The 25,080-nt window shown below is 65.9% G+C and carries 21 protein-coding genes; 10 read left to right on the top strand and 11 right to left on the bottom strand.

What is annotated here, in order from left to right; translation table 11 throughout:
* Positions 1-134 precede the first annotated feature (134 nt).
* Together CXY78_RS17525 and CXY78_RS17520 are read left to right on the top strand one after the other, a co-directional pair.
* Complete coding sequence (locus tag CXY78_RS17525) at positions 135-1,610, top strand: amino acid ABC transporter substrate-binding protein/permease (protein ID WP_233206227.1); 1,476 nt, start codon at positions 135-137, stop codon at positions 1,608-1,610.
* Complete coding sequence (locus CXY78_RS17520) at positions 1,607-2,350, top strand: amino acid ABC transporter ATP-binding protein (RefSeq protein ID WP_092339995.1); 744 nt, start codon at positions 1,607-1,609, stop codon at positions 2,348-2,350. Before CXY78_RS17525 ends, CXY78_RS17520 begins: the two co-directional genes overlap by 4 nt.
* A gap of 63 nt (positions 2,351-2,413) precedes the next feature.
* On the opposite strand, the gene CXY78_RS17515 is transcribed toward CXY78_RS17520, so the two are convergent.
* Genes CXY78_RS17515 through CXY78_RS17495 form a run of 5 tightly spaced genes read right to left on the bottom strand, consistent with a single transcriptional unit; the run spans position 2,414 to position 7,835 of the window.
* Positions 2,414-3,457 (bottom strand): aromatic acid exporter family protein, encoded by a 1,044-nt coding sequence (locus CXY78_RS17515; RefSeq protein WP_092339996.1) that lies wholly within the window; start codon positions 3,455-3,457, stop codon positions 2,414-2,416.
* A gap of 47 nt (positions 3,458-3,504) precedes the next feature.
* A complete protein-coding gene (locus tag CXY78_RS17510; protein ID WP_104090435.1) occupies positions 3,505-4,647 on the bottom strand; it encodes a winged helix DNA-binding domain-containing protein in 1,143 nt (380 codons plus the stop codon).
* 42 nt (positions 4,648-4,689) lie between these two features.
* Positions 4,690-6,294, bottom strand: a complete 1,605-nt coding sequence (locus CXY78_RS17505; protein ID WP_104090433.1) for a tripartite tricarboxylate transporter permease — start codon at positions 6,292-6,294, stop codon at positions 4,690-4,692.
* On the bottom strand, positions 6,295-6,834 hold the full coding sequence (locus CXY78_RS17500) for a tripartite tricarboxylate transporter TctB family protein (RefSeq protein WP_104090432.1): 540 nt from the start codon (positions 6,832-6,834) through the stop codon (positions 6,295-6,297). It abuts the gene before it with no gap.
* 2 nt (positions 6,835-6,836) lie between these two features.
* Complete coding sequence (locus CXY78_RS17495) at positions 6,837-7,835, bottom strand: tripartite tricarboxylate transporter substrate-binding protein (protein ID WP_104090540.1); 999 nt, start codon at positions 7,833-7,835, stop codon at positions 6,837-6,839.
* Positions 7,836-8,015: 180 nt separating this feature from the next.
* On the opposite strand from CXY78_RS17495, the gene CXY78_RS17490 reads away from it, so the two are divergent.
* Together CXY78_RS17490 and CXY78_RS17485 are read left to right on the top strand one after the other, a co-directional pair.
* The gene (locus CXY78_RS17490) at positions 8,016-9,689 is read left to right on the top strand and encodes an ATP-binding protein (protein WP_104090431.1); all 1,674 of its coding nucleotides are present in this window, start codon (positions 8,016-8,018) and stop codon (positions 9,687-9,689) included.
* Positions 9,682-10,368 carry a response regulator gene (locus tag CXY78_RS17485; protein ID WP_199182632.1) on the top strand — a complete coding sequence of 229 codons (687 nt, stop codon included), beginning with the start codon at positions 9,682-9,684 and terminating at the stop codon, positions 10,366-10,368. The genes CXY78_RS17490 and CXY78_RS17485 overlap by 8 nt, the downstream gene beginning before the upstream one ends.
* A 14-nt stretch (positions 10,369-10,382) precedes the next feature.
* Here CXY78_RS17485 and sepH read toward each other — a convergent pair whose 3' ends face one another.
* On the bottom strand, positions 10,383-11,516 hold the full coding sequence (gene sepH / locus CXY78_RS17480) for a septation protein SepH (RefSeq protein ID WP_104090428.1): 1,134 nt from the start codon (positions 11,514-11,516) through the stop codon (positions 10,383-10,385).
* Positions 11,517-11,716: 200 nt separating this feature from the next.
* On the opposite strand from sepH, the gene CXY78_RS17475 reads away from it, so the two are divergent.
* Positions 11,717-12,010 carry a DUF4193 domain-containing protein gene (locus CXY78_RS17475; protein WP_092112645.1) on the top strand — a complete coding sequence of 98 codons (294 nt, stop codon included), beginning with the start codon at positions 11,717-11,719 and terminating at the stop codon, positions 12,008-12,010.
* Positions 12,011-12,019: 9 nt separating this feature from the next.
* On the opposite strand, the gene CXY78_RS17470 is transcribed toward CXY78_RS17475, so the two are convergent.
* Entirely contained in the window at positions 12,020-12,472 is a 453-nt protein-coding gene (locus CXY78_RS17470) for a DUF3093 domain-containing protein (protein ID WP_092340004.1), read from the bottom strand.
* A 38-nt stretch (positions 12,473-12,510) separates the two neighbouring features.
* Between CXY78_RS17470 and dut the strand changes: the two genes are divergently transcribed.
* The 5 genes from dut (at position 12,511) to dxs (ending at position 19,607) form a co-directional block, all read left to right on the top strand.
* Positions 12,511-13,008: a dUTP diphosphatase gene (dut, locus tag CXY78_RS17465; RefSeq protein ID WP_092340005.1), complete on the top strand. Its 498-nt coding sequence runs from the start codon at positions 12,511-12,513 to the stop codon at positions 13,006-13,008.
* 35 nt (positions 13,009-13,043) lie between these two features.
* On the top strand, positions 13,044-13,634 hold the full coding sequence (locus CXY78_RS17460; RefSeq protein WP_092340202.1) for a DUF3710 domain-containing protein: 591 nt from the start codon (positions 13,044-13,046) through the stop codon (positions 13,632-13,634).
* 18 nt (positions 13,635-13,652) lie between these two features.
* On the top strand, positions 13,653-14,471 hold the full coding sequence (locus CXY78_RS17455; RefSeq protein ID WP_104090426.1) for a DUF3159 domain-containing protein: 819 nt from the start codon (positions 13,653-13,655) through the stop codon (positions 14,469-14,471).
* A gap of 209 nt (positions 14,472-14,680) precedes the next feature.
* Positions 14,681-17,527 carry an aconitate hydratase AcnA gene (gene acnA, locus CXY78_RS17450; protein ID WP_104090425.1) on the top strand — a complete coding sequence of 949 codons (2,847 nt, stop codon included), beginning with the start codon at positions 14,681-14,683 and terminating at the stop codon, positions 17,525-17,527.
* Positions 17,528-17,657: 130 nt separating this feature from the next.
* Entirely contained in the window at positions 17,658-19,607 is a 1,950-nt protein-coding gene (gene dxs, locus CXY78_RS17445) for a 1-deoxy-D-xylulose-5-phosphate synthase (protein WP_092340008.1), read from the top strand.
* Positions 19,608-19,750: 143 nt separating this feature from the next.
* On the opposite strand, the gene CXY78_RS17440 is transcribed toward dxs, so the two are convergent.
* The 4 genes from CXY78_RS17440 to CXY78_RS17425 all read right to left on the bottom strand — a co-directional run bounded on the left by CXY78_RS17440 (position 19,751) and on the right by CXY78_RS17425 (position 25,035).
* Positions 19,751-21,916, bottom strand: a complete 2,166-nt coding sequence (locus CXY78_RS17440) for a 3-hydroxyacyl-CoA dehydrogenase NAD-binding domain-containing protein (RefSeq protein ID WP_092340009.1) — start codon at positions 21,914-21,916, stop codon at positions 19,751-19,753.
* Positions 21,913-23,118 carry a thiolase family protein gene (locus CXY78_RS17435; protein WP_104090423.1) on the bottom strand — a complete coding sequence of 402 codons (1,206 nt, stop codon included), beginning with the start codon at positions 23,116-23,118 and terminating at the stop codon, positions 21,913-21,915. Before CXY78_RS17435 ends, CXY78_RS17440 begins: the two co-directional genes overlap by 4 nt.
* A gap of 110 nt (positions 23,119-23,228) precedes the next feature.
* Positions 23,229-24,452 carry an HRDC domain-containing protein gene (locus tag CXY78_RS17430; protein ID WP_104090422.1) on the bottom strand — a complete coding sequence of 408 codons (1,224 nt, stop codon included), beginning with the start codon at positions 24,450-24,452 and terminating at the stop codon, positions 23,229-23,231.
* Entirely contained in the window at positions 24,445-25,035 is a 591-nt protein-coding gene (locus CXY78_RS17425) for a DUF3000 domain-containing protein (RefSeq protein WP_092340012.1), read from the bottom strand. Before CXY78_RS17425 ends, CXY78_RS17430 begins: the two co-directional genes overlap by 8 nt.
* Positions 25,036-25,080: the final 45 nt, after the last annotated feature.

Raw genomic sequence — 25,080 nt, 5'->3', positions numbered from 1 at the left:
GGCGTGCACCCCAAGGTAGGCTCGTTCGACAGGGTGTGCAGCATCCGCTACCCGGTAGATCAGCGTCGATCGGCGCGAAACACCCCTCTGGCCGCTAGGTGCGATCAGATCGTACGACAAGAAATGGCTCTCCTTTGCGCAAAATAACTAAATTCCGGGCGGCAAAGCTCACGGTCGCCGTCACGGCGCTGCTGGCTCTCGCCGGCGGATTCGTCGGCATCAGCGCCGCAGCCGCCAGCCAGCCCCAGGCTAAACCGAACACCGAGGTCACCGGCGAAACCTACGTCATCGGAACCGATACGACCTTTGCGCCGTTCGAGTACCGCAAAGACGGTGAACTGACCGGCATCGACATGGACCTCATTCGCGACATCGCAAAGAACCAGGGTTTCACCGTCGAGATCAAGTCGCTCGGCTTCGACGCCGCTCTGCAAGCGTTGCAGTCCAACCAGGTCGACGGCGTCATCGCCGGCATGTCGATCACCGATGAACGGGGGCTCATCTTCGACTTCTCCGACCCGTACTTCGACTCCGGCGTGCAGATGGCCGTCGCCGAAGACAACACGAAGATCTCCGGGTACGCCGACCTGGCCGGCGAGAACGTCGTCGCCAAGCGGGGCAGTGAGGGCGAGACCTTCGCCAATTCGATCAAGGACGAGTACGGCTTCACTGTCAAGGCTCTGGCCGACTCGGCAACGATGTACGACGACGTCAAGGCCGGCAACTCCGTTGCGGTCTTCGACGACTATCCGGTGCTCGCCTACGGCATCAATCAGAACAACGGCCTGAAGTCGGTCACCGAGAAGGAGCAGGGCAGTTCCTACGGCTTCGCCGTCAACAAGGGCCAGAACCCCGAACTCCTCGCCGCATTCAACACCGGCCTCGCCGAACTGAAGACCAGCGGCGAGTACCAGGACATTCTGGATACCTACCTGGAGCAGCCGGCACCGGCCGCGTCATCGGGATTCTTCGGCCTGCTCAGCGACAGCCTGCCCGCCCTGATGAAGGGCCTCGGGCTCACCCTGCTCGCGACCGCGCTCTCCATTGTGATTGCCCTCGTGCTGGGCGTGCTGTTCGGATTCTTCAAGGTCTCGGAGAGCCGCGTGCTGCGCGGTATCGCGAGCGTCTACGTCAGCATCTTCCGTGGCACCCCGCTGCTGGTGCAGGCGTTCTTCTTCTACTTCGGCCTGCCGCAGCTCACCGGGCAGTCCATCGACGTGCTCACCGCCGGTGTGCTCACCCTGAGCCTCAACGCCGGTGCCTACATGACCGAAATCGTGCGCGGTGGCATCCAGTCAGTCGACCCCGGCCAGACCGAAGCCGGCCGCAGCCTCGGTCTCGGCTACGTGACCACCATGCGCCGCGTCGTACTGCCGCAGGCCGTGAAAATCATGACGCCGTCCTTCATCAACCAGTTCGTGATGACCCTGAAAGACACCTCGCTCCTGGCCGTGATCGGATTCGCCGAACTCACCTACCAGGGCCAGCAGATCTACGCCGCGAACTTCCGCACCGGTGAGACCCTGCTGATCGTGGCCGCGCTGTACTTCATCGTCATCAACCTGCTCACCATGCTCTCCAACAAGCTCGACAAGAGGTTCAACAAATGAGCAAGATCAGCGTCAGCAAGATTTCAGTACGTGGTCTCCGCAAGTCGTTCGGCTCCAACGAGGTGCTCAAGGGCCTCGACGTCGAGATTATCGAGGGCGAGGTCGTCTGCGTGATCGGCCCGTCGGGTTCCGGCAAGTCCACTTTTCTGCGCTGCCTGAACAAGCTCGATGAGCTGAGCGCGGGCACGGTCATCGTCGACGGCTTCAACCTGAGCGACAAGACGGTCGATCTCAATGAGGTGCGTCAGCACATCGGCATGGTCTTCCAGCACTTCAACCTGTTTCCGCACATGACCGTGCTGCAGAACATCATGCTGGCCCCGGTCGAGCTGAAGAAGGAATCCACAGCGGATGCCCGCGCCAGCGCCCTGAAACTGCTCGACCGGGTAGGCCTCGCCGACAAAGCGACGGCCCGCCCCGCGCAGCTGTCCGGCGGCCAGAAGCAGCGCGTTGCGATCGCCCGGTCGCTCGCCGTGAACCCCGACATCATGCTGTTCGACGAGGCGACGAGCGCGCTCGACCCCGAAATGGTCGGCGAAGTACTGCAGGTTATCCGGGACCTCGCCGCCGAGGGCATGACCATGGTCGTCGTCACCCACGAGATGGGATTCGCCCGCGAGGTCGCCGACCGGGTCATCTTCATGGCCGACGGCGTCATCGTCGAGGAGGGCACCCCGGCCGAGCTGTTCGGCAACCCGCAACAACCGCGCACCCAGGACTTCCTCTCCAAGGTGCTCTAGCGGGTCCGACCGCGCCCGCTCCGGCGTTGCTCATTCATGGCCGCGCGGCCAGTGCGACCGCGTTTAGGCGCGGTCGCCGACGATCTCCTCGCGCACCCGGCGTAGGTCTTCCATCAGCGAACCGATCAGAATCCAGTGGTCGGGGTGCGGCGTCACGATGCGCAGCGGCGCGGTCAGGGCGAGAACTTCGGGCGCCGGCGGTTCCGGCACGACCGAGAGGTCGCCCTCGGCTCGGGCGAGCAGCGCGAGGTCGTGCGCCGCCCGCGCCAGCTCCCGGGAGAAGGCCTGAACGCTCGGCTCGTACTGCAGCGACTCGTCGTAGTGATCGTGCAGGGCCCGGGTCATGCCGATCGCGCGCGTCACAAGCGTCGGCAACCGCTCGATCATGTCGTGATCGGCGTCGAGTGCTACCCGCAGCTTGGCCTTGCGCGGGTTGAGCATGAGGCTCTCCTCGGCCTGGGCGATGGCCTTCTCCGCCGACACCAGCATCGGCCGCAGCAGCCGGGCCTTGATCATCAGTTCCATCAGGTCGATCGGGGTCTGCGGGGTGCGCAGGGCCTCGGCGATGCGATCGAAAGTGTCTGCCAGCTCGCGTGCCAGCAGGCCGACGGCATCGCGCGCGGGCGCGACCAGCACCGGGGGAACGATGAGCGCATTGATGATCAGTGCGATTCCGGCGCCGATGAAGGTCTCAATGATGCGGTCGAGGGCGTAGCCGGGCGTCGTGGCACCGAGGGCGAGCACGAGCATGGCGCTGATCGGAATCTGACTGGCCGACACCGGGGAGAGTCGCAGCGCCCAGGCTACGAGGATGCTCACCACGATCGTGCCGAGCACGACCCAGCTGGACTGGCCCAGGAAGAACCCGATCGAGGAGGCGATGATGACGCCACCGATGACCCCGGCGGTGCGTTCGATCGCGCGGCCGAGGGTCTGGTTGACGCTCGGCTGCACCACGAGCAGGGCTGCGATCGCAGCGAAAATGGGCAGGTCGCTCGGCAGGAGCAACTGGGAGGCGAGCCAGGCCAGTCCGACGGCGACGGCCATCTTGACGACCTGCAGCATCGGGAGTCGTTTGGAGATGCGCAGGGCCGAGGTTAGTTTCACTGGACAAGGCTAACCCGTAGACCGCAGAGTGAGACGGATGCCGGCTCTTACCTGTTCGGAGTCGGTTCCGGCCGAACCGGCAGCTCGAGAAACCGGGCGTAGTCGGCGACGGCCCGTTCGAAGGCGCGGTGGGTCTTCTCCGCCCGCGTCCGTGCCGCGGCAGTGCCCGGCTCCTCGAACAGCGAGGCCTCGCAGGTGACCCCCGACGCCGCAATCTTCTTGCGCCAGGTGCCCACGATCTGCCCGTTCGTGACCACGAGCGGCAGAAAGATGCCGTTCAGCCCCGGCACGACCCGCAGGAGGTTTTCCGCGGAGACCACGTGCGTGCGGTCCCGGTACCCCAGCAGGTACTCGTCGAACCCGGGCAGCGCAAGCACCGGCGTGTGCTGGCGCAGGCCGGCCGGCACTCCGGCATCCGCTGTCTCGTCAGAGAGAAAGTGGGCGACGCCGTCGACCTGAACTTCGGTGAGCCGCTCTCTGGCCACGGCGAGGCCGGTTTTCGCGTCGGCGACCGTCAGCTGCGACCACCAGGCGAAGTCGACCAGGGTCGCCGGGCCGTGGCCCAGAAAATAGCGGTAGACGAATTCACCGAGCGCTTCGTCACGTTCGAGGCGGCGCGGGTTCGGTACCCATTCGTCGAGCAGCACGAGCCCCTGCTGGGTACCGATCTGACGGCCCCAGCACAGGGTTCCGGTCAGGGCGAGGTGGGCGATCGTGTGGTAGCCGCGCTGGCCCTCGGTCGACAGCCCGGCTGCCTGCAGCATGGTCATGAATTCGGCGCGGCTGAGTTGCTTCTGTCCGGTCAGGGCGGCGATCGCGGCCTCCCGCGCCCGCTCCAGCACGGTTGCGTCGAGTCCGAGCCGCTCATTGATCGTGCGCGTCTTCTTGAGTCGGCGCGGGGTCGTCAGTCCCTGCATCCAGCCCAGTTCTCGGGCCGGCACAAAGTGCAGGGTGCCGCGCATCGGCCAGGATCGCACGATCTCGCCGGCCGAAACGGATGCCTGCAGCTGGCTGCGCGTCGTGCCGGGGGAGCGCACCCCGAGGGCCCACTGTCCGGCCGGGTAGTCCTGGGCCTGCACCGCGAGCATCCGCTCGGTGACCGCGATCGCATCGGCCAGCGGTTGCCCGGCCAGCCCCTGGGCTCCGAGGCGAAGGCGAACGACGTCGGCGCGGGAGAGGGCAGCTGGCATGACACCAGTATGCCGACTCCCGCGCCGTCGTAGCCGGTTGGGCTAGTTTCCGCGCCGATTCGGGCGCACCGCCCGAATCACCCGGGCACTGCCATCGGAGGTCTGGGTGCCGACGGCATCGAACTGGTCCTCAGGGGGACCGTCGGTCGGCCCGGCCCCACGTCCGAACCGCTGGCGCAGCGACTTGATCACGGGCGGAACCACGAGGAACAGAACGATCACGGTGTACACGACGACCGCGAGCGGTTCGCTCAGCAGCGCTGCCGGGTCGCCGGCGCTGATCTGCAGTGCGCGGCGCAGCTGGCGTTCCATCTCCGGGCCGAGGATGGCACCGACGATGATCGGCAGCACCGGAAACCCGAAGCGGCGGGCCATGTAGCCGAGCGCACCGAGCAGCAGCAGGATCAGAATGTTGAAGGTCTGCATGCCGGCCGCGTAGGCGCCGAGGGTCGCGAAGAACAGGATGCCAGCATAGAGATACGGCCGCGGGATGCGCAGGAGCTTGGCCCAGAGCGGTGCGAGCGGCAGGTTGAGCGCGAGTAGCAGGGTGTTGCCGATGAACAGGCTCGCGATCAGGGTCCAGACCAGCACCGGTTCGGTCTGGAACAGCAGCGGACCGGGGTGGATGCCGTACTGGTTGAACGCGGCGATCATGACCGCGGCGGTCGCCGTGGTCGGCAGGCCGAGCGTCAGCAGCGGCACCAGAGTTCCGGCGGCGGAGGCGTTATTGGCTGCTTCCGGTCCGGCGACGCCCTCGATCGCGCCGTGGCCGAACTGCTCTGGATGCTTGGACAGCTTCTTCTCGGCCACGTAGGAGAGAAATGTGGGGATCTCCGCGCCGCCGGCCGGAATCGCACCGAACGGAAAGCCGATGACGGTGCCGCGCAGCCATGGCTTCCAGGAACGCTTCCAGTCGTCCTTGCCCATCCACGGCACTCCGACTGGAATCGTTGCCGGCGTGCCGTGGCGCAGGTGGGCGGCGATCCAGAGGGCTTCACCGATCGCGAACAGGGCCACGGCGATCACGACGACGTCGATGCCGCCGGAGAGCAATGGCTGCCCAAAGGTCAGCCGTGCCTGGCCGGTTGTTGCGTCGAGTCCGACGAGTCCGATCGTGAGGCCGATAAAGAGCGAGGCGAGCCCGCGAATACGGCTGGAACCGAGCACGGTGCTCACCGCAACGAACGCGAACACCATCAGTGCGAAGTACGAGGGAGCTCCAAGGCCGATGGCGACCGCCACAACGAAGGGGGCGACGAGTACGAGCGCTCCGGTGGCCAGTGTGCCGGCAACGAAGGAGCCGATCGCGGCCGTCGCCAGCGCCTGGGCACCGCGCCCGGCCTTGGCCATCTTGTTGCCTTCGAGCGCCGTGACCACCGAGGAGGATTCACCGGGGGTGTTGAGCAGAATCGAGGTCGTCGACCCGCCGTACATGCCGCCGTAGTAGATGCCGGCGAACATGATGAGAGAGCCGGTCACGTCGAGCGCGTAGGTGAGCGGCAGCAGCAGGGCAACGGTCATGGCCGGGCCGATGCCCGGCAGCACGCCGACGGCGGTGCCGACCAGCACGCCGATGAGGGCGAACAGCAGGTTCTGCAGGGTCAGCGCGTTGCCGAAGCCCTCCATCAGAAGGGTGAGGTTGTCCATTTAGAGAATTCCCGTCAACAGGCCGGCCGGCAGATTGATGCCGAGGCCCAGTACAAAGCCGTAAAACGTGCCGACGGCGAGCAGAATGCCGATCACGAGCGCCCAGACGAAGCGCCTTGAGCCGAGCAGCAGGGCGGAGCCGTAGAACAGCAGCGCACTGCCGATCACGAATCCGAGAAAGTCCATGGTGAGGGCGAAGACCAGAATCAGGCCGCCGAGGCCGAAGACAGTCGGCCAGTGGGCCTTCTGTGAGAGGTCGATGTCCTCACCGTCTTCGGCCTCAGCGTGGCCGCCCCGCAGTACAGAGATCGCGAGGGCAATCGCACACAGGCCCAGGCCGATCGCGATGATCGTGGGAACGACCTGCGGTCCCATCACGCCGGCGTTGATGGCGGTGTGACGGATGTTCGCGGTATCGACCACGATCACGATCGCGATTACGGCGAGCAGGGCGGCGACTCCGAGCTCGGAGCGACCGTGCAGGCGAGCCTGCAGGCGTCCTCGTAGCCCGGATTGTGCGTCTGTAGTGGGGGCGGTCATTCTTAGACTAGGCCCAGGGTCTTCAGCACGTCGGCGACGCGGGTGTCCTGCTCGGTAAGGAAGGTGCTGAAGTCGTCGCCGGTGATGAATGCGTCGGTCCAGCTGTTGTCCTCCAGAACCTGCTTCCACTCCGGGCTGTCGTGCATGGCGGTGACGGCGTCGACGAGGCGCGCGATTTCAGCGTCGGTCAGTCCGGGTGCGGCCAAAAGTCCGCGCCAGTTCGTGAAGACCAGGTCGATGCCCTCTTCGGTGAGGGTGGGGGCGTCGATGACGGGAACGCGCTCCTCGCTCGTGACGGCGAGTACCCGCAGGTCGCCCGACTTCACCTGTTCCAGAAATTCACCGTAACCCGAGGCGCCGAACTGCAGCTTGCCGCCGAGGATGGCCGGCAGCAGTTCGCCGCCGCCGTCGTAGGCCACGTAGTTGACGGCGGTCGGGTCGATGCCGACGGCATCCGCGAGCTGCATCGGCAGCAGGTGGTCAGGGCCGCCCGGGGAGGAACCGCCGCCGACGGCGAAGGTGGCCGGGTCGGCTTTCCACGCGGTGACGAGGTCGTCGATGGTTTGGTAGGGGGAGTCAGCGGCGACGAAGATGGCGCCGGCTTCTTCGATGAGTCCGGCGATCGGGGTCGCGTCGGCCACCTTGGCATCGCCCTCGTTGGTGTACGCGGCGCCGACGACGCCGAGCCCCATCATGAGCAGAAAGTTGGCGTTACCGGTTTCGGTCAGGGTGCGGGCCAGGCCCACGGTTCCGCCGGCACCGGCCAGGTTGGTGACCTCTGTACCGGTGGCCAAACCCAGGTCGTCCATCACCTTGACCGCGGCGCGGCCGGTGACGTCATAACCGCTGCCCGCGGCATTGGGGATCATGACCTGCAGGTTCTCGATCGGGCCGCTGTCGGCGGCCTCGGTGTTCTTCGCGCTCGTGACTCCGCAGGCGCTGAGGGCGAGTGCCACGACCCCGGCGAGAACAACGGTGCCGGCCGTGCGGCGTGAACGCATGGTGCGTGCTGTGATTGGCATGCTTGAATCCTCTTCGATTTCTGGCGAGCCTCTTTGCTGGCCGAGATCAGCCTGTGTGGTGGGCCGGTCGGACACAACTTGTGGCCTTAGTGAACGTTGTGTAGCTTGCGGTTGCGATCAGTGATTTCGGTTTGCCCCTTGCATGGGGCACTATCTCTTATGGCCAAAGACGATCGAGAGCAGCTGACCCGGCGCGGGTCGGGCTTCCGTTCGAGCCGTCTCAGCCTCACCCGCCAGCTCTTGCTGTTTCAACTCAGCCTGATCGGGCTCGTTCTGGTCGCTGTCACGGCCATCTCGCTGGAACAGACCCGCACCAGCTTCGAGAGCGGCGCCCAACGTCGCATGCTCACCGTCGCCGAATACACCGCAGCCAACCCGCTCGTACGCAGCCTGCTCTCCAGTAAGGCGGTGCCCCAGCAGTTCTCGGTGCCGGTCGAGTCCCTCCGTACCACCACGGGGGTAGACCAACTGCTCATAACGGATGTTGACGGCCGCGTGATCGCCTCACCCGCCGATCCGCGGCTGCTCACCACTGACCTGGCTATCGACCCGACGCCCGACGAGTCGGACGCCGCGTGGGCCGGCATCGCGCCGATCGGCACCAATGATTATGTGGTCGCGCAGGTTCCGGTGCTGTCCAATGCCGGGGAGGTCGTGGGCTCCGTGGTCGCCGCCCGCCAGTTCCCAGCCCTAGCCGATCTGCTCGCGAGTGCGGTGCCGAACCTGCTGACCTATGTCGGGGTGGCGGGGGTGCTCGGCGTGACGGGGTCGCTGCTGCTGGCCGCGCGGGTGAAACGGCAGACGCTCGGGCTCGAGCCGGAGCAGATCGGCCGGCTGGTGGAGCACCGGGATGCCATGATCCACGGCATCCGGGAGGGAATGATCGCCGTCGACACCGACGGGCTCATCACACTCGCCAACGACAGCGCCCGCACACTGCTCGGTCTGCCGGCTGATGCAGAAGGCCGGGCGATCGACACGGTGGGCCTCGACGACGAGGCGGTGCGGGCGCTGCGCCCGCTGGAGGTCGGTGAAATCGATACGGTGTTCGTGAACCGCGGGGTGCTGCTCGTGCTCAACCAGACGCTTATCCACCCGCCTCGGTCCCGGCCGGAGGTTGTGACGACCCTGCGTGACCGCACCGAGCTGGTCACGCTGCAGCACGACCTGGGCAGCAGCCGACAGGCGACCGACACCCTGCGCGCGCAGACCCACGAGTTCGCCAACCGGCTGCACACCATTTCGATGCTCATGCAGCTCGGCGACACCGAAGCGGCGGTGGAATACGTTGACGCCGTCACCCGTGACCGCACCGAGCTCGACAATTCGGTCTTGACTCGGCTCCAGGAGCCGGCGGTAGCCGCGCTCGTGACCGCCAAAACGTCCCTGGCCCGCGAACGCGGCGCGACGCTTGTCTTATCGCCCGAATCGAACCTGGGCCGGGTCGATGCCGAGCTCTCCACCGACCTGGTCACCGTGCTTGGGAACCTGGTCGACAACGCCCTCGACGCCGTCACCGGCGCTCGGGAACGCGATGTGCGGATCGATGTGCAGACCGACCCTGGCGCCCGCGCCGTGCGGGTGAGGGTGAGGGATTCAGGTCCGGGCATCGACGTCGCCCTCATCGACCGGGTGTTCGAGGTGGGAGTCACGAGCAAATCGGCACTCGCCGGGGGGGACGCCCATGGTTACGGACTCGCTATCGTGCGCCTCATCGCGACGCGTCGCGGGGGCACGGTGGGCTATCGGGCCGATCAGGGCACCGTGTTCGAGGCCGTGCTGCCGTACGACGCGGCCGGGTTGGTCGAGAGCGAGGAACCGACCCGTGTGTGACGTGCTGGTCGTCGACGACGATTTCATGGTGGCGCGTGCCCACGAACGCATTGTTTCCGAGCAGCGCGGTTTCACCGTGGTCGGTGTTGCGGCGACCGGGTCGGACGCGCTGGCTCAGATTGCCCAGAAGGCGCCGCACCTCGTGCTTCTCGACATGTACCTGCCCGATATGACCGGGCTCGACGTGATCCGCCGGGCACGCGAAGCCGGACGCGATGTTGACTTTCTCGTGCTCAGCGCCGCCCGGGAGGCCGAAATGGTCACCGCGGCGCTGCAGGGCGGCATCGTTAGTTATCTGCTCAAACCGTTCAAGATTACCGAGCTGCAAGCCCGGTTGGCCGCATACGCCGAGCGGCGCCGACTGCTCGGTGGCACCGGTGATTTGAGTCAGAGCGATCTCGACCAGGCGCTCGGGCGCGCATCCGCTCTTTCGATCGACAAGGCAGTCTCCGCGCTGCCGAAAGGCCTGAGCAAGGAGACGGCAGCGCTGACCGCTGCCGTCCTGTCGGCCAGCGACCCCGACCTGGCCGCTTCGGAGTGCGCCGAACTGCTCGGCCTGTCGCGCGTAGTCGCTCGCAAATATCTGGAGTATTTCGTGACGACAGGGCAGGCTGCGGTCAGCCTGCGTTACGGCCAGACCGGCCGGCCGCAGCGTCGCTACGCCTGGCTGGCCGGCTGAACGCCGGCTACGGCTCAGCTGAGGTCGTCGTCGGTGCGGGCGCCGAACACGATCTCGTCCCAGCTCGGCATCGAGGCTCGGCCGCGCTTGGGCGTGGTGCGACCGTGGTTGGTGCGTTCCTGGGCCCTGGCGGCCTGGTTGGCCCAGGCGTTGCCGGTTGGCTCCGGTGTGGTAGCCGGAGCAGCACTGGACTCATCGGTGACCGCGGCATCCGTGAGTGCAGCGTCGACCGGCGTCGCCCGACGCGGGCGCAACGGCTGTGCTGGGGCGGGCACCGAAACGGATGCCGTCTCCCCGCTCGACGCCGCCTCGCGTTCGCCGCGGCGGCGACGCAGAGACTCCAGCAGGTCGGCGGTTTCGCTCATGTTCGAGGCCGGCTCTGCAGCGCGCTTGATCGCAGCTTTCGACACCGCGTCGTCCCTGCTCAGTGAGCGGGAGTACGGCACTACCTCCAGGTTGGGGCTGGTGTCGTTCAGAATCTCGTCGGCGAGGGATTCCTTGAAGTTGAAGGCGTTGCTGTCGAACCGGGACACGTCGGCGGCGCTCGTCTCGGAGCCGACGGCGCGCAGGCGCGGAATCAAGGAGCCCTTGAGTTCGCCCTGCTGCGACAGTGCGACGGCCTCGCTGCCGACCGGAGACAGGGAGTTCTTCTTCGGTTCGAAACCCCAGCGGGCGTCGTGGTCGATCTCGTCGGCGGTGAACGACAACTTGACGATCCACCCGCCGCCGGGCTCCTTCCAACTCGCCCAGCGCTCACCGGTGGCACCGAGTGAGGCGAGGCGTTCCCGAATAACCGAACCGAAGTTGACATTCTCGTCGATCGGGTCCGGATCGATGGCGGTGTGCACCGGAACGCTCAACGCCGAGGAGACGATGTACTCCCGTTCGGCCACGACCGGGCCTTCGAAACGGCGCACGAACTCGAGCGATGCGCCAGTGACCGCGGCGACATCCTCGGCGGACATGCCGGAGCGAATGTGCGCCTGAACTTCCCGCGGGGAAAGCTTGGGAGCGTTGACGCGTTCCGTCTGGGTTTGGCGAAGCCGGGACTGGAGAACCTCGTCGATGGCGATGCGATACCGGTCGCCATCTTCGGACGCTGCGAGCAGCGCACCGTTCTCAACCCCAATAACCTTCAATTCCTGCATGAAGACAAGCCCTCTCGCGATTACCGTTGGCTGCAAGACTGCCACGGGTTGATGCCTTTTTGCGGGAATACGCCGGGCGTGCCGCAAGTTGTTTCTTCGTGTCCGAATAAAAACATTGGCGGACGGTTTGCTATTCCGTCTGGATTGTTGGAAACTGTGCCCGCCGATTTCGTTTATCGGCGTAACTGAAATGGATGGGCATGGCAACCGATTACGACGCACCCCGAAAGACTGAAGACGACTCTGAGTCGATCGAGGCCCTCAAGGAACGTGTGCCAGACAAGATGTCCGGCAGCGTTGATGTCGATGACTCCGACAACCCCGGTGGGTTCGACCTTCCGGGCGCCGACCTGTCCGACCTGGACCTTGATGTCGTCGTTCTGCCCGCGCAGGCCGACGAGTTCACCTGCGTGAATTGCTTCCTCGTGAAGCACCGCTCGCAGATGGGACACGAGACCAAGCTCGGCACCGTCTGTCTGGAGTGCGACTCCTAAAGCTCAGCTTTACCCCACGTTGGCCGTTCGCGATTCATTGATCGCGGCGGCCAACTCTATTGGGTGGCGGCTGGAGATGACCCAGTACGGGGCCGGATCGGTCGCATCCACGATGGGCACGCGTACGACCGGCTTGATCCAGCCGCGAATGAGCAGCCAGGCCCTGGCATCCAGCCGAGGACCCCGCTCCTGCGTGGCTTCGGCCCCGTCGAAGACCGTCGCTTGGCCGAGCAACGTGGTCGAAATTGTGGCGGGGCCGGCGATCAACTCGCCGTTCTGCACGCGAACGACCGGTGACGCCAGCACGAGCAGCAGCACGCAGCCGCCGTACAATACGGCGGCCGTAACAATTCCGGCGAACAGGGAGATCGGCACGAGCACGAGAATGCTCGCTGGTATGACCAGAGCGGTGACGATGAAGGCCCAAGCGTTGGGCCACAGTTTTTCACGGTAATCAGGCATGGCTCTATTCGATCAGATAACTGCACTACCCTCGACACGTGGCAGAAAGCGTCGAAGTCCTGATCCAGGCATCCATCCTCCCGAACTACGCACACCCCGGTGATGCCGGGGCAGACCTGCACGCGGCCGAGGCTCTCGTGCTCGCCCCTGGAAGCCGTGCACTGGTCGCTACCGGCGTGTCGATCGCCCTTCCCGATGGTTTTGCGGCGTTCGTCGTTCCCCGCAGCGGTCTGGCCGTCAAGCACGGCATCACCATCGTGAACGCTCCCGGAACAGTGGATGCCGGCTACCGCGGCGAAATCAAGGTGGCCCTGCTCAACACCGACCTGAGCGAATCGTTCACCATCGCGGTGGGCGATCGTATCGCCCAGCTCATCGTCATGCCGGTAGCCCGCGCCACCTTCATCGCCGTCGACAAGCTGCCTGGCAGCCAGCGTGGTGAGGGCGGTTTCGGATCGACCGGCGTTCTGCCGCGCACTCAAGACAATGCACCAATGTCGGGCGCAGCCGCCCCGCAGACAGGAGATAACCGGTGAGTGACCTCACGAACTCGGGAGAGATCCCCGAATCCATGCCGAAATCGGCACCCGAAGACCGCGAGACCGAGGGCCCGCTCGACGAGTCAGAGGCCAACCCGGTGCGTCCATACGTCGACCTCGGCGGTATCAAGATTCTGCCGCGCGAAGGACTGCACCTGCGCCTCGAAATTGAAGAGGGCAGCAAGCGGGTCGTGGCCATCGGACTTGACTTTGCCGGCTCCACCCTGCAGGTTCAGCCGTTCGCCGCACCGCGCTCGAGCGGCCTATGGCACGAGATCCGCGACCAGATCGCCGACCAGATCGGCAAGCAGGGCGGCACCACGACTCCGCGCGAAGGCCCGTTCGGCCCCGAACTCGTCGCCGAAATCCCGGTCGCGGCCGGCCAGGAAGCCGGTGGCGTCACGCGCCTTGCCCGCTTCATCGGCGTCGACGGCCCGCGCTGGTTTCTTCGCGGCGTGATCGCCGGTGAGGGCGCCATCGATCCCGATGCCGCGTTGCAGATCGAAGACCTGTTCCGCAGCATCGTCGTGGTGCGCGGTTCGACCCCGATGCCGCCGCGCGACCTGATTCCGCTGCGCATGCCGGCCACCCCCGCTGGCACAACCGAAACCGCCGCAGTCTGACCGGCGTCTTGCCACGCCATGAGTGACACCGCCAAAGACCAGCCCGATCAGCCGGAGCTGCCAACCGTGCCGGGTGATGCAGGCTCGCCGGACACTGACGTCCCGCCGTCCACCTCCGCGCTGTTCGCCGAGTCGATGGCCGGAGCGGCCCGCCGCGCCGGCTTCGGTGCGGCGACGGAGGGCGAGCCGATCAGCGGCCAGGCCCTGCTGAAGGCGATGGGCGGCATCCGCGGCTTGATCGAAGCAGTGCTGCCCGGCCTGGTTTTTCTGGTCACCTATTCGATCACCATCGACCCGTCGACCGATGTGACGAGCGATCCGATCGGCACGTTGTTGCCGTCGCTGATTGCACCCCTCGTGATCGGCGTCATCTTCGTCGCGCTGCGCGCGATCACCAAGCAGACCACGACCCCGGCTCTCGGCGGCCTGGTCGGAACCATTATCAGCGTTGCGCTCGCACTGTTCTCCGGCAAACCGTCCGACTTCTTTCTGGTCGGCCTGTGGACCAACGCCGGTTACGGCGCCGCCCTGCTCATCTCGGTGCTCGTGCGCTGGCCACTCATCGGCGTGGCCGTCGGGTTCTTGATGGGCGACGGCCTGGCCTGGCGCCTCGACGCGAGCAAGCGTCGGGTCCTGACCATTTTGACTCTGTGCTGGACCGGACTGTTTCTCGGCCGCCTCGCCGTTCAGCTGCCGCTCTACCTGGCCGACAACGTCGAACTACTCGCCTCGATGAAGCTGCTCATGGGCATCCCGCTCTACGCGCCGCTACTCGTCGTCTCCTGGCTCATGGTGCGATCGGTTTATCGCAAAATGGATGCCGCTGACGCGGTCTGAATGACGACGGAGAGACCCGCGCGCCCTGCTAGAGTTATCTTGACGTCAAGATAGTTGTTCGGTGAGAAGTCGCCAGCGCAACTCGATGGAAAAAGGCAGCCCCTGGCATCCGCTGGTTAGGCTTGCCTTGCTGGCACGAGGCTGTGCCTGCCACAAGAATTGAGGACTGCCGCCGGTATCCCGTCGGCTCCCACAACGGAGAGGGCATTGTGTCGGAATCAACAAAGACCGCGGTTAATAGCTTCGGAGCCAAAGACACCCTGCGCGTCGGTTCGACGGACTATGAAGTCTTTCGTCTGGACGCGGTCGACGGCTACGAAAAGCTGCCATACAGCCTGAAGGTGCTGCTGGAGAACCTCCTCCGCACCGAAGACGGCGCCAACATCACCGCCGAGCACATTCGTGCCCTCGGCGCGTGGGTACCCACCGCGGAGCCCGACACCGAGATCCAGTACACGCCGGCTCGCGTCGTCATGCAGGACTTCACCGGCGTTCCCTGCATCGTCGACCTCGCCACAATGCGAGAGGCACTCGTCGAACTCGGCGGCGACGCCAAGAAGATCAACCCGCTCGCCCCGACCGAAATGGTCATCGACCACTCCGTCGTCGCCGACCTGTTCGGAACGTCCGACTCGTTCGAGCGCAACGTCGAGATCGAATACGAGCGCAACGGTGAGCGCTACCAGTTCCTCCGCTGGGGCCAGACCGCGTTCGACGACTTCAAGGTCGTTCCCCCGGGAACCGGCATCGTGCACCAGGTCAACATCGAATACCTCGCCCGCGTCACCATGACCCGCGAGGTGGGTGGCGTCCTGCAGGCCTACCCCGACACCTGCGTCGGCACCGACTCGCACACCACCATGGTCAACGGCCTCGGAGTGCTCGGCTGGGGCGTCGGCGGAATCGAAGCAGAAGCAGCAATGCTCGGCCAGTCGGTCTCCATGCTCATCCCCAAGGTTGTCGGCTTCAAGCTTTCGGGCATCATCCCGGCCGGCGTCACCGCAACGGATGTCGTGCTCACAATCACGCAGATGCTCCGGGGGCACGGAGTAGTCGGCAAGTTCGTAGAATTCTACGGATCGGGTGTGGCATCCGTTCCGCTCGCGAACCGCGCCACCATCGGCAACATGAGCCCCGAGTTCGGCTCTACGGCCGCCATGTTCCCGATCGACGATGTCACCCTCGGCTACCTGCTCCTCACCGGTCGCAGCGAGGAGCAGGTCGCGCTGGTCGAGGCCTACTCGAAGCTGCAGGGCCTCTGGCACAACCCCGACCAGGAGCCGATCTTCAGCGAGTACCTCGAGCTCGACCTCTCCACGGTCGTCCCCTCGATCGCCGGACCGAAGCGCCCGCAGGACCGCATCATCCTCTCCGAAGCCAAGACCCAGTTCGAACGCGACCTGGACAACTACGCCAACACGCCCGTCTCCCTCGTGGACGCGGCAATAGAGGGTACTTTCCCGGCCTCCGACCCGATCGGCCTCACCCCCCAGGACGAACACAGCGCGCACAACCACGCGTTCGAAAGCGGCCTGGCCCGTCACACCAGCCACCCGACGCAGTCGCACCCGCAGCCCACCGACGTCACCCTCGCCGACGGCCGTGAGTTCACGATCGACAACGGCTCGGTTGCCATCGCCGCCATCACCTCCTGCACCAACACGTCGAACCCGAGCGTCATGCTCGCGGCCGGCCTGCTGGCCCGCAACGCGAGCCTCAAGGGCCTCAAGAGCAAGCCGTGGGTCAAAACCACGCTCGCTCCCGGCTCCAAGGTCGTCACCGAGTATTACGCGAAGGCAGGCCTCAACGGCTACCTCGAAGACCTCGGCTTCTACCTGGTTGGCTACGGCTGCACCACCTGCATCGGCAACTCGGGCCCGCTCGAAGACGAAATCTCTTCTGCCGTGCAGGAGAATGACCTCGCCGTTACCGCCGTGCTCTCCGGTAACCGCAACTTCGAGGGACGCATCAACCCCGACGTGAAGATGAACTATCTGGCCAGCCCGCCGCTCGTCATCGCGTACGCCCTCGCCGGCACGATGAACTTCGACTTCGACGCCGACTCGCTCGGCACAGACCATGAGGGCAACGATGTGTTCCTCAAGGACATCTGGCCCGACGCCGACGAGGTGCAGAAGACCATCGACGAGTCCATCGACTCGAACATGTTCGAGACCCAGTACGCCGGCGTCTTCGACGGCGACGAGCGCTGGCAGTCGCTCGAGACTCCCGTCGGCGATACCTTCGCCTGGGACGCCGAGTCCACGTACGTCCGCAAGCCCCCGTACTTTGACGGCATGAGCCTGGAAACCAGCCCGGTTGTCGACATCTCTGGTGCCCGCGTGCTCGCCAAGCTCGGCGACTCCGTCACCACCGACCACATCAGCCCCGCTGGTTCGATCAAGGCAGACGGCCCCGCCGGTCGCTATCTGGCCGAGCACGGCATCGAGCGCGGCGACTACAACTCCTACGGCTCGCGTCGGGGCAACCACGAGGTCATGATTCGCGGAACGTTCGCGAACATCCGTCTGCGCAACCAGCTCCTCGACAACGTCGAGGGTGGTTTCACCCGTGACTTCAGCGTCGCCGGAGGCCCGAAGGCCGACATCTACGATGCCAGCCAGAACTACCAGGCCGCCGGTACCCCCCTCGTCATCTTCGGTGGCAAGGAGTACGGTTCGGGCTCCAGCCGTGACTGGGCAGCCAAGGGCACGAGCCTTCTCGGTGTCAAGGCCGTCATCGTGGAGAGCTTCGAGCGCATCCACCGCTCGAACCTCATCGGCATGGGCGTTGTGCCCCTGCAGTTCCCGGTGGGGCAGAGCGCCGACTCGCTCGGCCTCGATGGGACCGAGATCGTTTCTATCTCGGGCATCACCGAGCTGAACAACGGCACGACCCCGAAGACCGTGCACGTGACCTGCGCTCCGAGTGAATTCTCGGCCGTCGGCAAGGCAGCGGTCGAATTCGACGCCATCGTGCGCATCGATACCCCAGGCGAAGCCGAGTATTACCGCAACGGCGGCATCCTGCAGTACGTTCTGCGCTCGCTCGTTTAGACCGGCACGCGCACTGCTGGTGGGCGCTCCACCAGTACGACAGCGGCGCGTAGACTCGATTCATTCGAGTCTGCGCGCTGGTTTGGTTTGATGAGCAGTCGTGGGAACGCACGACGTGAAAGGACGACGGATGACTCTTCTGGAGACGATTCATGGTCCCCGGGACCTCGATGGTCTCTCGAAAGAGCAATTGCCGCAGCTGGCCGCGGAGATTCGCGCCTTTCTGGTGCGCGAGGTCTCCAAGACGGGTGGCCACCTCGGGCCGAACCTCGGCGTGGTGGAACTGACCATCGCCATCCACCGGGTCTTTCACTCGCCGACCGACGCGATCGTCTTCGACACGGGGCACCAGTCCTACGTGCACAAGCTGCTCACCGGGCGGCAGGACTTCAGCAAGCTGCGGCAGTTGGGCGGCTTGGCCGGCTACCCGCAGCGCTCCGAGTCCGAACACGACATCGTCGAGAGTTCCCACGCCTCCAGCTCGCTGTCCTGGGCAGACGGAATCTCCCGGGCCTTCGAGATCACCGGCCAGAACGACCGCCACGTCGTCGCCGTCGTCGGCGACGGAGCACTGACCGGGGGAATGACCTGGGAAGCGCTCAACAACATCAGCGATGACAACACCCGCAAGCTCATCATCGTGGTCAACGACAACGGGCGCTCCTACGCGCCGACCATCGGCGGCATGGCCCGCTTCCTCAACACCATCCGCACTCGCGCCAGTTACCGGGATGCGTACCTCACCAGCAAGGATGTATTCGATCGCCTCGGTGCGCCCGGGCGGGCCGTCTGGCGCGGCGTACGCGGCGGCATGCACGGGTTCCTCGCCCGCGTCACCAACAACGAGGCCCTGTACTCCAACCTCGACATCAAATACATCGGCCCCATCGATGGCCACGACGTGCACGCGATGCAAGAGGCCCTGGCCCAGGCCAGGGGCTACGGAGCGCCGGTCATCGTGCACGCCATCACCCAAAAGGGCAAGGGCTACGACCCAGCCGTGCAGGACGTGGCCGACCAGTTTCATGCCGTCGGACAGATCGACCCGGAGACCGGGGAATCGGTCGAAGAACCCGGCGCCCAGTCGTACACGTCGGTCTTTGCCGACGAGCTGCTGAAGCTCGCTATCGAGAACGATCGAATCGTCGCGATCACCGCCGCCATGCTGCGGCCCACCGGGCTGCACAAGATGGCCGAGCGCTTCCCGTCCCGCGTGCACGACGTGGGAATCGCCGAGCAGCACGCGGTGACCAGTGCGGCCGGGCTCGCCTTCGGTGGCCTGCATCCCGTCGTGGCACTGTACGCAACGTTCATCAACCGGGCCTTCGACCAGGTGCTCATGGACGTGGCCCTGCACAAAGCCGGCGTCACCTTCGTGCTGGACCGGTCCGGCGTCACCGGGCCGGACGGTCCCAGCCACCACGGTATGTGGGACCTCGCCATTTTGCAGGTCGTACCCAATATCCGCCTGGCCGCGCCGCGCGATTCCACGCGACTGCGTGAAGAACTGGCTGAGGCCGTCGCGGTCGACGACGGACCAACGGTGGTGCGCAACCCCAAGGGCACGGTCGGCCACGAATACGATGCCATTCGCCGTCTCGACGACGGCGTTGACGTGCTCCAGGAGGCGACCCAGCAGGATGTCCTCATCGTGACGGTCGGTCCGATGGCGGCGATGGGGCTCGACGTGGCCGACCGGCTGGCAGCGCAGGGGATCGGCGCAACGGTCGTCGACCCACGCTGGGTCGTTCCCGTGCCGCAGAGCATCATCACCCTCGCCGCCGCTCACCGCATCGTCGTCACGATCGAAGATGGCATTCGAGTCGGCGGGATCGGCACGCGAATTCGTCAGGATTTGCGCGAGGCAGGCGTCGACACAGCGGTGACCGAACTCGGCCTGCCCGACCAGTTCCTCGATCACGGTACCCGGGCCGAGATTCTCGAGCGGGTCGGCCTCACCCCGCAACGCATCGCTCGCGATGTCGTTGCCATGGTGCTCGGCAGCAAGATTCCAAACGCCCGACCGCTGCCGGCCGATCACACCGACACCGGTGCCATCCAGGTAACCCGCCGCGACTAACTCCCGCCCGGCACGCGCGTCCCGAATACGGACGGGACGGGGCCCAGGCCCCGTCCACGGGCCCAGCTTATAAACTGGGCCCGTGGCCATAGGGTGGGCCCGGTCGTGCAGACCGAGCCCTGTTCTCGTTAGTGCAGTGCTCGCTAGTTCTGAGCGGATGCCGCCCCGACCGCAGCACCGATCCCGCGGATCGGCGGGGTGTGGAACGTTCCGCCGAAGACCCGCTCGCTCGCGCCGACCCGGTCGAGGTACGGGGTGATCCCGCCCATCTGGAACGGCCAGCCGGCACCGAGGATCATGCACAGGTCGATGTCCTCGGCCGCGTGCACCACGTCGTCGTCCAGCATCCGCTTGATCTCGTCGACCAGGCCATCTTCGACCCGCTGCAGAATCTGCTCGGCCGTCATTGGAGTGCTTCCGCCGGCGACGATCTTCAGCGCGCCCTTGTCGAAGCCCGTGCGGCGGCCCTTGCCATCGCGCTCGAGGATCTTGCCGTGTTCGGCGAGCTTGTGCAGGTTGTCACTCTCGAAGAACCGGTCGGGGAACGCCGCATGGTGCGTGTCGAGCACGTGAGCGCCCACGGTGAGGCCGACCAGCTCGAGCAGCTCGAACGGGGTCATCGGCAGCCCGAACGGCGCCACAGCGGCCTCAACGACCTCGAACGGGGTTCCGGTGTCGACGGCGTGCATCGCTTCACCGAGCAGCTTGGCCAGCACCCGGTTCACCACGAAGCCGGGTGTGTCCCTGGTGATCACCGCGTTCTTGCGCAGCTTGCCGGCGATCACCATCGCGGTCGCGAGGGTGACCTCGTCGGTCTGCGGGGTGTTGACCACTTCGATGAGCGGCATGACCGCCACCGGGTTGAAGAAGTGGAACCCGACCAGGCGCTCCGGGTGGGCCAGCTTCGACCCGATCTGTTCGACCGAGAGCGACGAGGTGTTCGTGGCCAGAATGGCCTCGGGCGAGATGTACTTCTCGATCTCGGCGAACACCGACTGCTTCACGCCGAGCTCTTCGAAGACGGCCTCGATCACCCAGTCGGCGTCGGAGAACAACGACTTGTCGGTGGTTCCCGTGACGAGCGCGCGAAGCCGGTTGGCTTCATCCGCTGAGATGCGGCTCTTGGTCTCGAGGGCCGCGATCTCGCCGTGGATGTACGCCACACCCTTGTCGACGCGTGCCTGGTCGAGGTCGGTGATGACCACTGGCACCCGGAGGCGACGCACGAAGAGCAGCGCGAACTGGCTGGCCATGAGGCCCGCGCCAATAACGCCGACCTTGGTGATCGGGCGGGCCAGTTTCTTGTCCGGCGCTCCGGCGGGGCGCTTGGCGCGCTTCTGCACGAGGTTGAAGGCGTAGATACTGGCCTGCAGCTGGTCTCCGGCGATGAGACCGGCCAGGGCCACGTCCTCACGCTCGAAGCCCTCGGCGCGCGTGCCGCTCTTGGCCGCCTGCAGCAGGTCGAGTGCCACGTACGGCGACTTCGCGACCTCGCCAATACGGTTCACCAGCATCTTGCGGGCGATGCCGACGGCGACGTCCCACTTCACCAGGCGTTCGATCTTGCCGGGCACATTCGGGCGGGCCACCGTCGTCGTGCCAGCGATGACGCCGTCGGCCCAATCGATGGAGTCTTCGAGGAACCGCGCCGACGTGAACATGACATCAGCGATTCCGAGGGCGAGGGCATCCGCTCCGGTGAGGGTGCGGTTGTTCTTGAGCGGGTTCTCGATGATGACCTTGAGGGCGTTCTCGATGCCGATCAGGTTGGGCAGCAGGTAGGATCCGCCCCAGCCGGGGATCAGGCCGAGAAACACCTCGGGCAGCGCGATCGCCGGCACGGCCGCGTCGACGGTGCGGTAGCCGGCGTTCAGGCCGATTTCGAGGCCGCCGCCGAGTGCGAGCCCGTTGATGAACACGAACGAGGGTACGCCGAGAGTGTCGAGCTTGCCCAGGGCGTGGTGACCGAGCTGGCTGAGCAGCTTGCCGGCTTCGAGCGAGGGAATCTCGGCCACCTTGCTGAGGTCGGCGCCGGCGGCCAGGATGAACGGCTTGCCGGTGACGGCGACACCGTGGATCTCGCCGCGTCCGGCACGGGCTGTCAGCTCGTCCATGGTGGCGGCGAATTCGAGCAGGGTGACCGGGCCGAGTGTGTTTGGCCGGGTGTGGTCGCGCCCGTTGTCGAGAGTGACCAGGGCCAGGGTGCGGCCGCCACCGAGCGGCACGTCGCGCACGAAGGAATGCGTGACGACCTCGTCGGCCGAGATCGCGACGAGCGAGGAGAAATCGAGGGAACTGTAGTCGGTCATCGCTTGGCTGCCTTCTTGTTGAAGTGCGGGTTTTCCCAAATCACGGTGCCGCCCTGGCCGAGGCCGATGCACATGGCGGTCAAACCGTAGCGCACCTCGGGGTGCGACTCGAACTGGTGGGCGAGCTGGTTCATCAGGCGAACGCCCGAGGAGGCGAGCGGATGCCCCAGCGCGATCGCCCCGCCATACTCGTTCACGCGGGGATCTTCGTCGTCAATGCCAAAGTGGTCGAGAAAGGAGATGACCTGCACGGCAAAGGCTTCGTTGAGCTCGAACAGGCCGATGTCGGTGATCGACAGGCCCGCCTTGCGCAGCGCCTTCTCGGTGGAGGGCACCGGCCCGAGGCCCATGACCTCCGGTTCAACGCCGGCGAAGGCGAAGCTTTTCATGGTCATCTTCACGCCGAGGCCAAGTTCCTTGGCCGTGGCGCCGCTGGCCAGCAGGCAAGCGGATGCGCCGTCATTCAGGCCGGAGGCGTTGCCGGCCGTAACGCGGCCGTGCGAACGGAACGGCGTGCGCAGACCGGCGAGGCCCTCGAGTGTGGTCTCCGGGCGCGGTGCCTCGTCCCGGGTCGCGAGGCCCCAGCCGGATTCGCTGCGCGTGGCAACGGGAATTAGGTCCGGCTGAATGTTTCCGGCCTCGTAAGCCGCGGCGACCTTCTGCTGGCTGCGCAGTGCGAACCGGTCGGAGCGTTCCTTGGTGTACGACGGGAACCGGTCGTGAATGCGTTCGGCGGTCGCGCCCATGTTGAGGGCGTCCTCGCTGACCAGCCGCTCGGAGAGGAACCGCGGGTTCGGGTCGGCCCCGAACCCCATCGGGTGGCGGCCCATGTGCTCGACGCCGCCGGCGATGGCGAGGTCGTAGGCGCCGAAACCGATCGATGATCCCATCATGGTGACGGCGGTCATCGCCCCGGCGCACATCCGGTCGATGGCGAAACCGGGAACCGATTTCGGCAGGCCGGCCAGCAGCGCGGCCGTGCGCCCCAGGGTCAGTCCCTGGTCGCCGGTCTGGGTCGTGGCCGCGATCGCGACGTCGTCGATTCGTTCCGGCGGGACGCCGGGGTTACGTTCCATCAGCCCGATAATCGCCTTGACCACGAGGTCATCGGCTCGGGTGTTCCAATACATGCCCTTTTCGCCGGCGCGTCCGAACGGGGTTCGAACTCCGTCCACAAAAACGACTTCTGCTCTCTCGGCCACAATGCCTCCCGTAGATGATTCACGCAGACGCGGCCGCTTGGCATCGCATCTGCAAGGTCTGGTCCGATCCTAGAGTGGCAAAAATGGCCGCCCGAATCGTTTGCCGGTTTCTACGACTCCAGATCCGAGGCCGGGTCGGCCGTTTGTGGAACTTCTACAAAAGCATCCGCTATTAATTGTGCGGTCACGTCAACTTGCCAGTGCCGTGCTCCCGAATTGGTCAAGGCTTGTCCAACGGATGCCGCATCCAGCGGCTCCGGCGGCGTCCAGGCCACCCGACGCAGGTAGTCGGGCGTGAGCAGATTCTCCAGGGGAATCTCGACCTTGTCTGAGAGGGCCTGCAGTGCGGCGCGTGCCGCTTTGTAGCGCACGTCGGCTTCCGGATTGCGGTCGGCCCACGCCCGAGGCGGTGGCAGGGTGTCGTTGCTCGCCTTGAGCGCGGGCAGGTCAGTGGTGGCGCGGCCGCGCTGGATCGCAGCCCACCAGCGGTCGAGCTCGTTGCGGCTCGCCCGACCATTGAACTCGCGCAGGTCGGAGAGCGCCTGCCGGGTCGCCGGAAGAACCCGGGCGGCAGCGAGCAGGGAGGCGTCGGGCACGAGACGGCCGGGGGAGACGTCCACGTCGCGCGCGAACTCGTCGCGGGCCAACCAGAGTTCCCGGGCGACAGCGAGGTTGCGCTGGCTGCGCAGCGAGTGCAGACCCGACAGTCGCCGCCACGGGTCGACTCGGGCGGCCTTGGCCTCCTTGGACAGGGTCGCGGCGAATTCCTGGGCGGCAATCTCGGTCTTGTCGGACTCGACCAGCAGGTCGACCATGCGATCGCGCAGGTCGGGCAGGAGCTCGACGTCGAGGGCGGCGTAAACCAGCCAGGATTCGGGCAGGGGCCTCGTCGACCAGTTCGCCGCTGAATGTTCCTTGGCGAGGTGAATTCCGAGCAGCTCTTCCACCACGGCGCCGAGGCCGACCCGCGGAATACCGAGCAGCCGCGCGGCAAGCTCGGTGTCGAAGATGTGTGCCGGGTCGAGGCCGACCTCACGCAGGCAGGCGAGGTCCTGACTCGCGGCGTGCAGGATCCATTCCTCATCGGCCAGCGCTTCGTTCAGCTCGTAGAAATCACCGATCGGCGGCGGGTCGAACAGAAACGTGCCAGCGCCGCGGCGATAGATCTGAATCAGGTACGCGCGTTGCGAGTAGGTGAAACCGGATGCCCGCTCAGCGTCGACCCCGACCGGCCCGTTACCGGCGGCCAGGGCGGCGGTGGCGGCGAGGTAGGCCTCGCGGGTGTCAACGACCTGGTGTTGGACGGTGCTCTGCTTGGACTGCGATTCAGCCACGGGCTGCTCGGCGTGCTGACAACATACTGACTCCTTCCCCAGCGGGAGGGAGGCCGGCCAGCATGCAGAGCAGCTCGCCCCAGCCCTCGACGTGGGCGGTGAGATTGTGATCCAGGGGTGTCCACGACGCGCGCAGCTCAATCTGCGCGCCATCCCCCTGTTTGGCGAGTTCGCCAAAGCCTGACGAGATTATTTTAGTCGCCGTTCCGGAGGCCGCGGTGTACCGGGCCTTGCGGGAGTTGAGAGCGTCGACGAGCCAGGCCCACGTGACCTCGGCCAGAAACGGGTCGAGGCCGATCTCCACTTCGAGCGGTGCCTGCGCGAAACAGACCACGCGAAAGGCTCCGTTCCAGCCTTCGGGCTCCTCCGGGTCATAGAGCAGAATGAAGCGACCGGTACCCAGGTCGGAATCGCTTCCGTGCCGCACCGGCTGGATATTCGCGGCCAGGGCGATCGAATACGGGGCGAGCTGGGCGGGCGCGGCAATTTCGGTGACGACTAATTCGGCCCGGCTCGTGGCGCGGCGAATCGCGGTCAATGCCGCGGCAAACTCCGCGGGGAGCGATTGATCTGTTTCGGGCACGTCTGCAGACTAGAGTTTTTTCTGGGTGTTGTCCGTGAGGCACGC

The sequence above is a fragment of the Cryobacterium sp. N19 genome, from assembly GCF_002929595.1.
GTDB lineage: Bacteria > Actinomycetota > Actinomycetes > Actinomycetales > Microbacteriaceae > Cryobacterium > Cryobacterium flavum.
Note: the sequence above shows the minus strand (reverse complement) of the source record. Positions and strands in the feature narration are given on the sequence as shown.

Excerpts from the sequence above, each read along its gene's own strand:
- CXY78_RS17520 (WP_092339995.1), top strand. The coding sequence starts at position 1,607 with ATGAGCAAGATCAGCGTCAGCAAGATTTCAGTACGTGGTCTCCGCAAG.
- CXY78_RS17510 (WP_104090435.1), bottom strand. The coding sequence starts at position 4,647 with ATGCCAGCTGCCCTCTCCCGCGCCGACGTCGTTCGCCTTCGCCTCGGA.
- CXY78_RS17505 (WP_104090433.1), bottom strand. The coding sequence starts at position 6,294 with ATGGACAACCTCACCCTTCTGATGGAGGGCTTCGGCAACGCGCTGACC.
- CXY78_RS17500 (WP_104090432.1), bottom strand. The coding sequence starts at position 6,834 with ATGACCGCCCCCACTACAGACGCACAATCCGGGCTACGAGGACGCCTG.
- CXY78_RS17495 (WP_104090540.1), bottom strand. The coding sequence starts at position 7,835 with ATGCGTTCACGCCGCACGGCCGGCACCGTTGTTCTCGCCGGGGTCGTG.
- CXY78_RS17490 (WP_104090431.1), top strand. The coding sequence starts at position 8,016 with ATGGCCAAAGACGATCGAGAGCAGCTGACCCGGCGCGGGTCGGGCTTC.
- sepH (WP_104090428.1), bottom strand. The coding sequence starts at position 11,516 with ATGCAGGAATTGAAGGTTATTGGGGTTGAGAACGGTGCGCTGCTCGCA.
- CXY78_RS17475 (WP_092112645.1), top strand. The coding sequence starts at position 11,717 with ATGGCAACCGATTACGACGCACCCCGAAAGACTGAAGACGACTCTGAG.
- CXY78_RS17470 (WP_092340004.1), bottom strand. The coding sequence starts at position 12,472 with ATGCCTGATTACCGTGAAAAACTGTGGCCCAACGCTTGGGCCTTCATC.
- CXY78_RS17460 (WP_092340202.1), top strand. The coding sequence starts at position 13,044 with ATGCCGAAATCGGCACCCGAAGACCGCGAGACCGAGGGCCCGCTCGAC.
- CXY78_RS17455 (WP_104090426.1), top strand. The coding sequence starts at position 13,653 with ATGAGTGACACCGCCAAAGACCAGCCCGATCAGCCGGAGCTGCCAACC.
- dxs (WP_092340008.1), top strand. The coding sequence starts at position 17,658 with ATGACTCTTCTGGAGACGATTCATGGTCCCCGGGACCTCGATGGTCTC.
- CXY78_RS17440 (WP_092340009.1), bottom strand. The coding sequence starts at position 21,916 with ATGACCGACTACAGTTCCCTCGATTTCTCCTCGCTCGTCGCGATCTCG.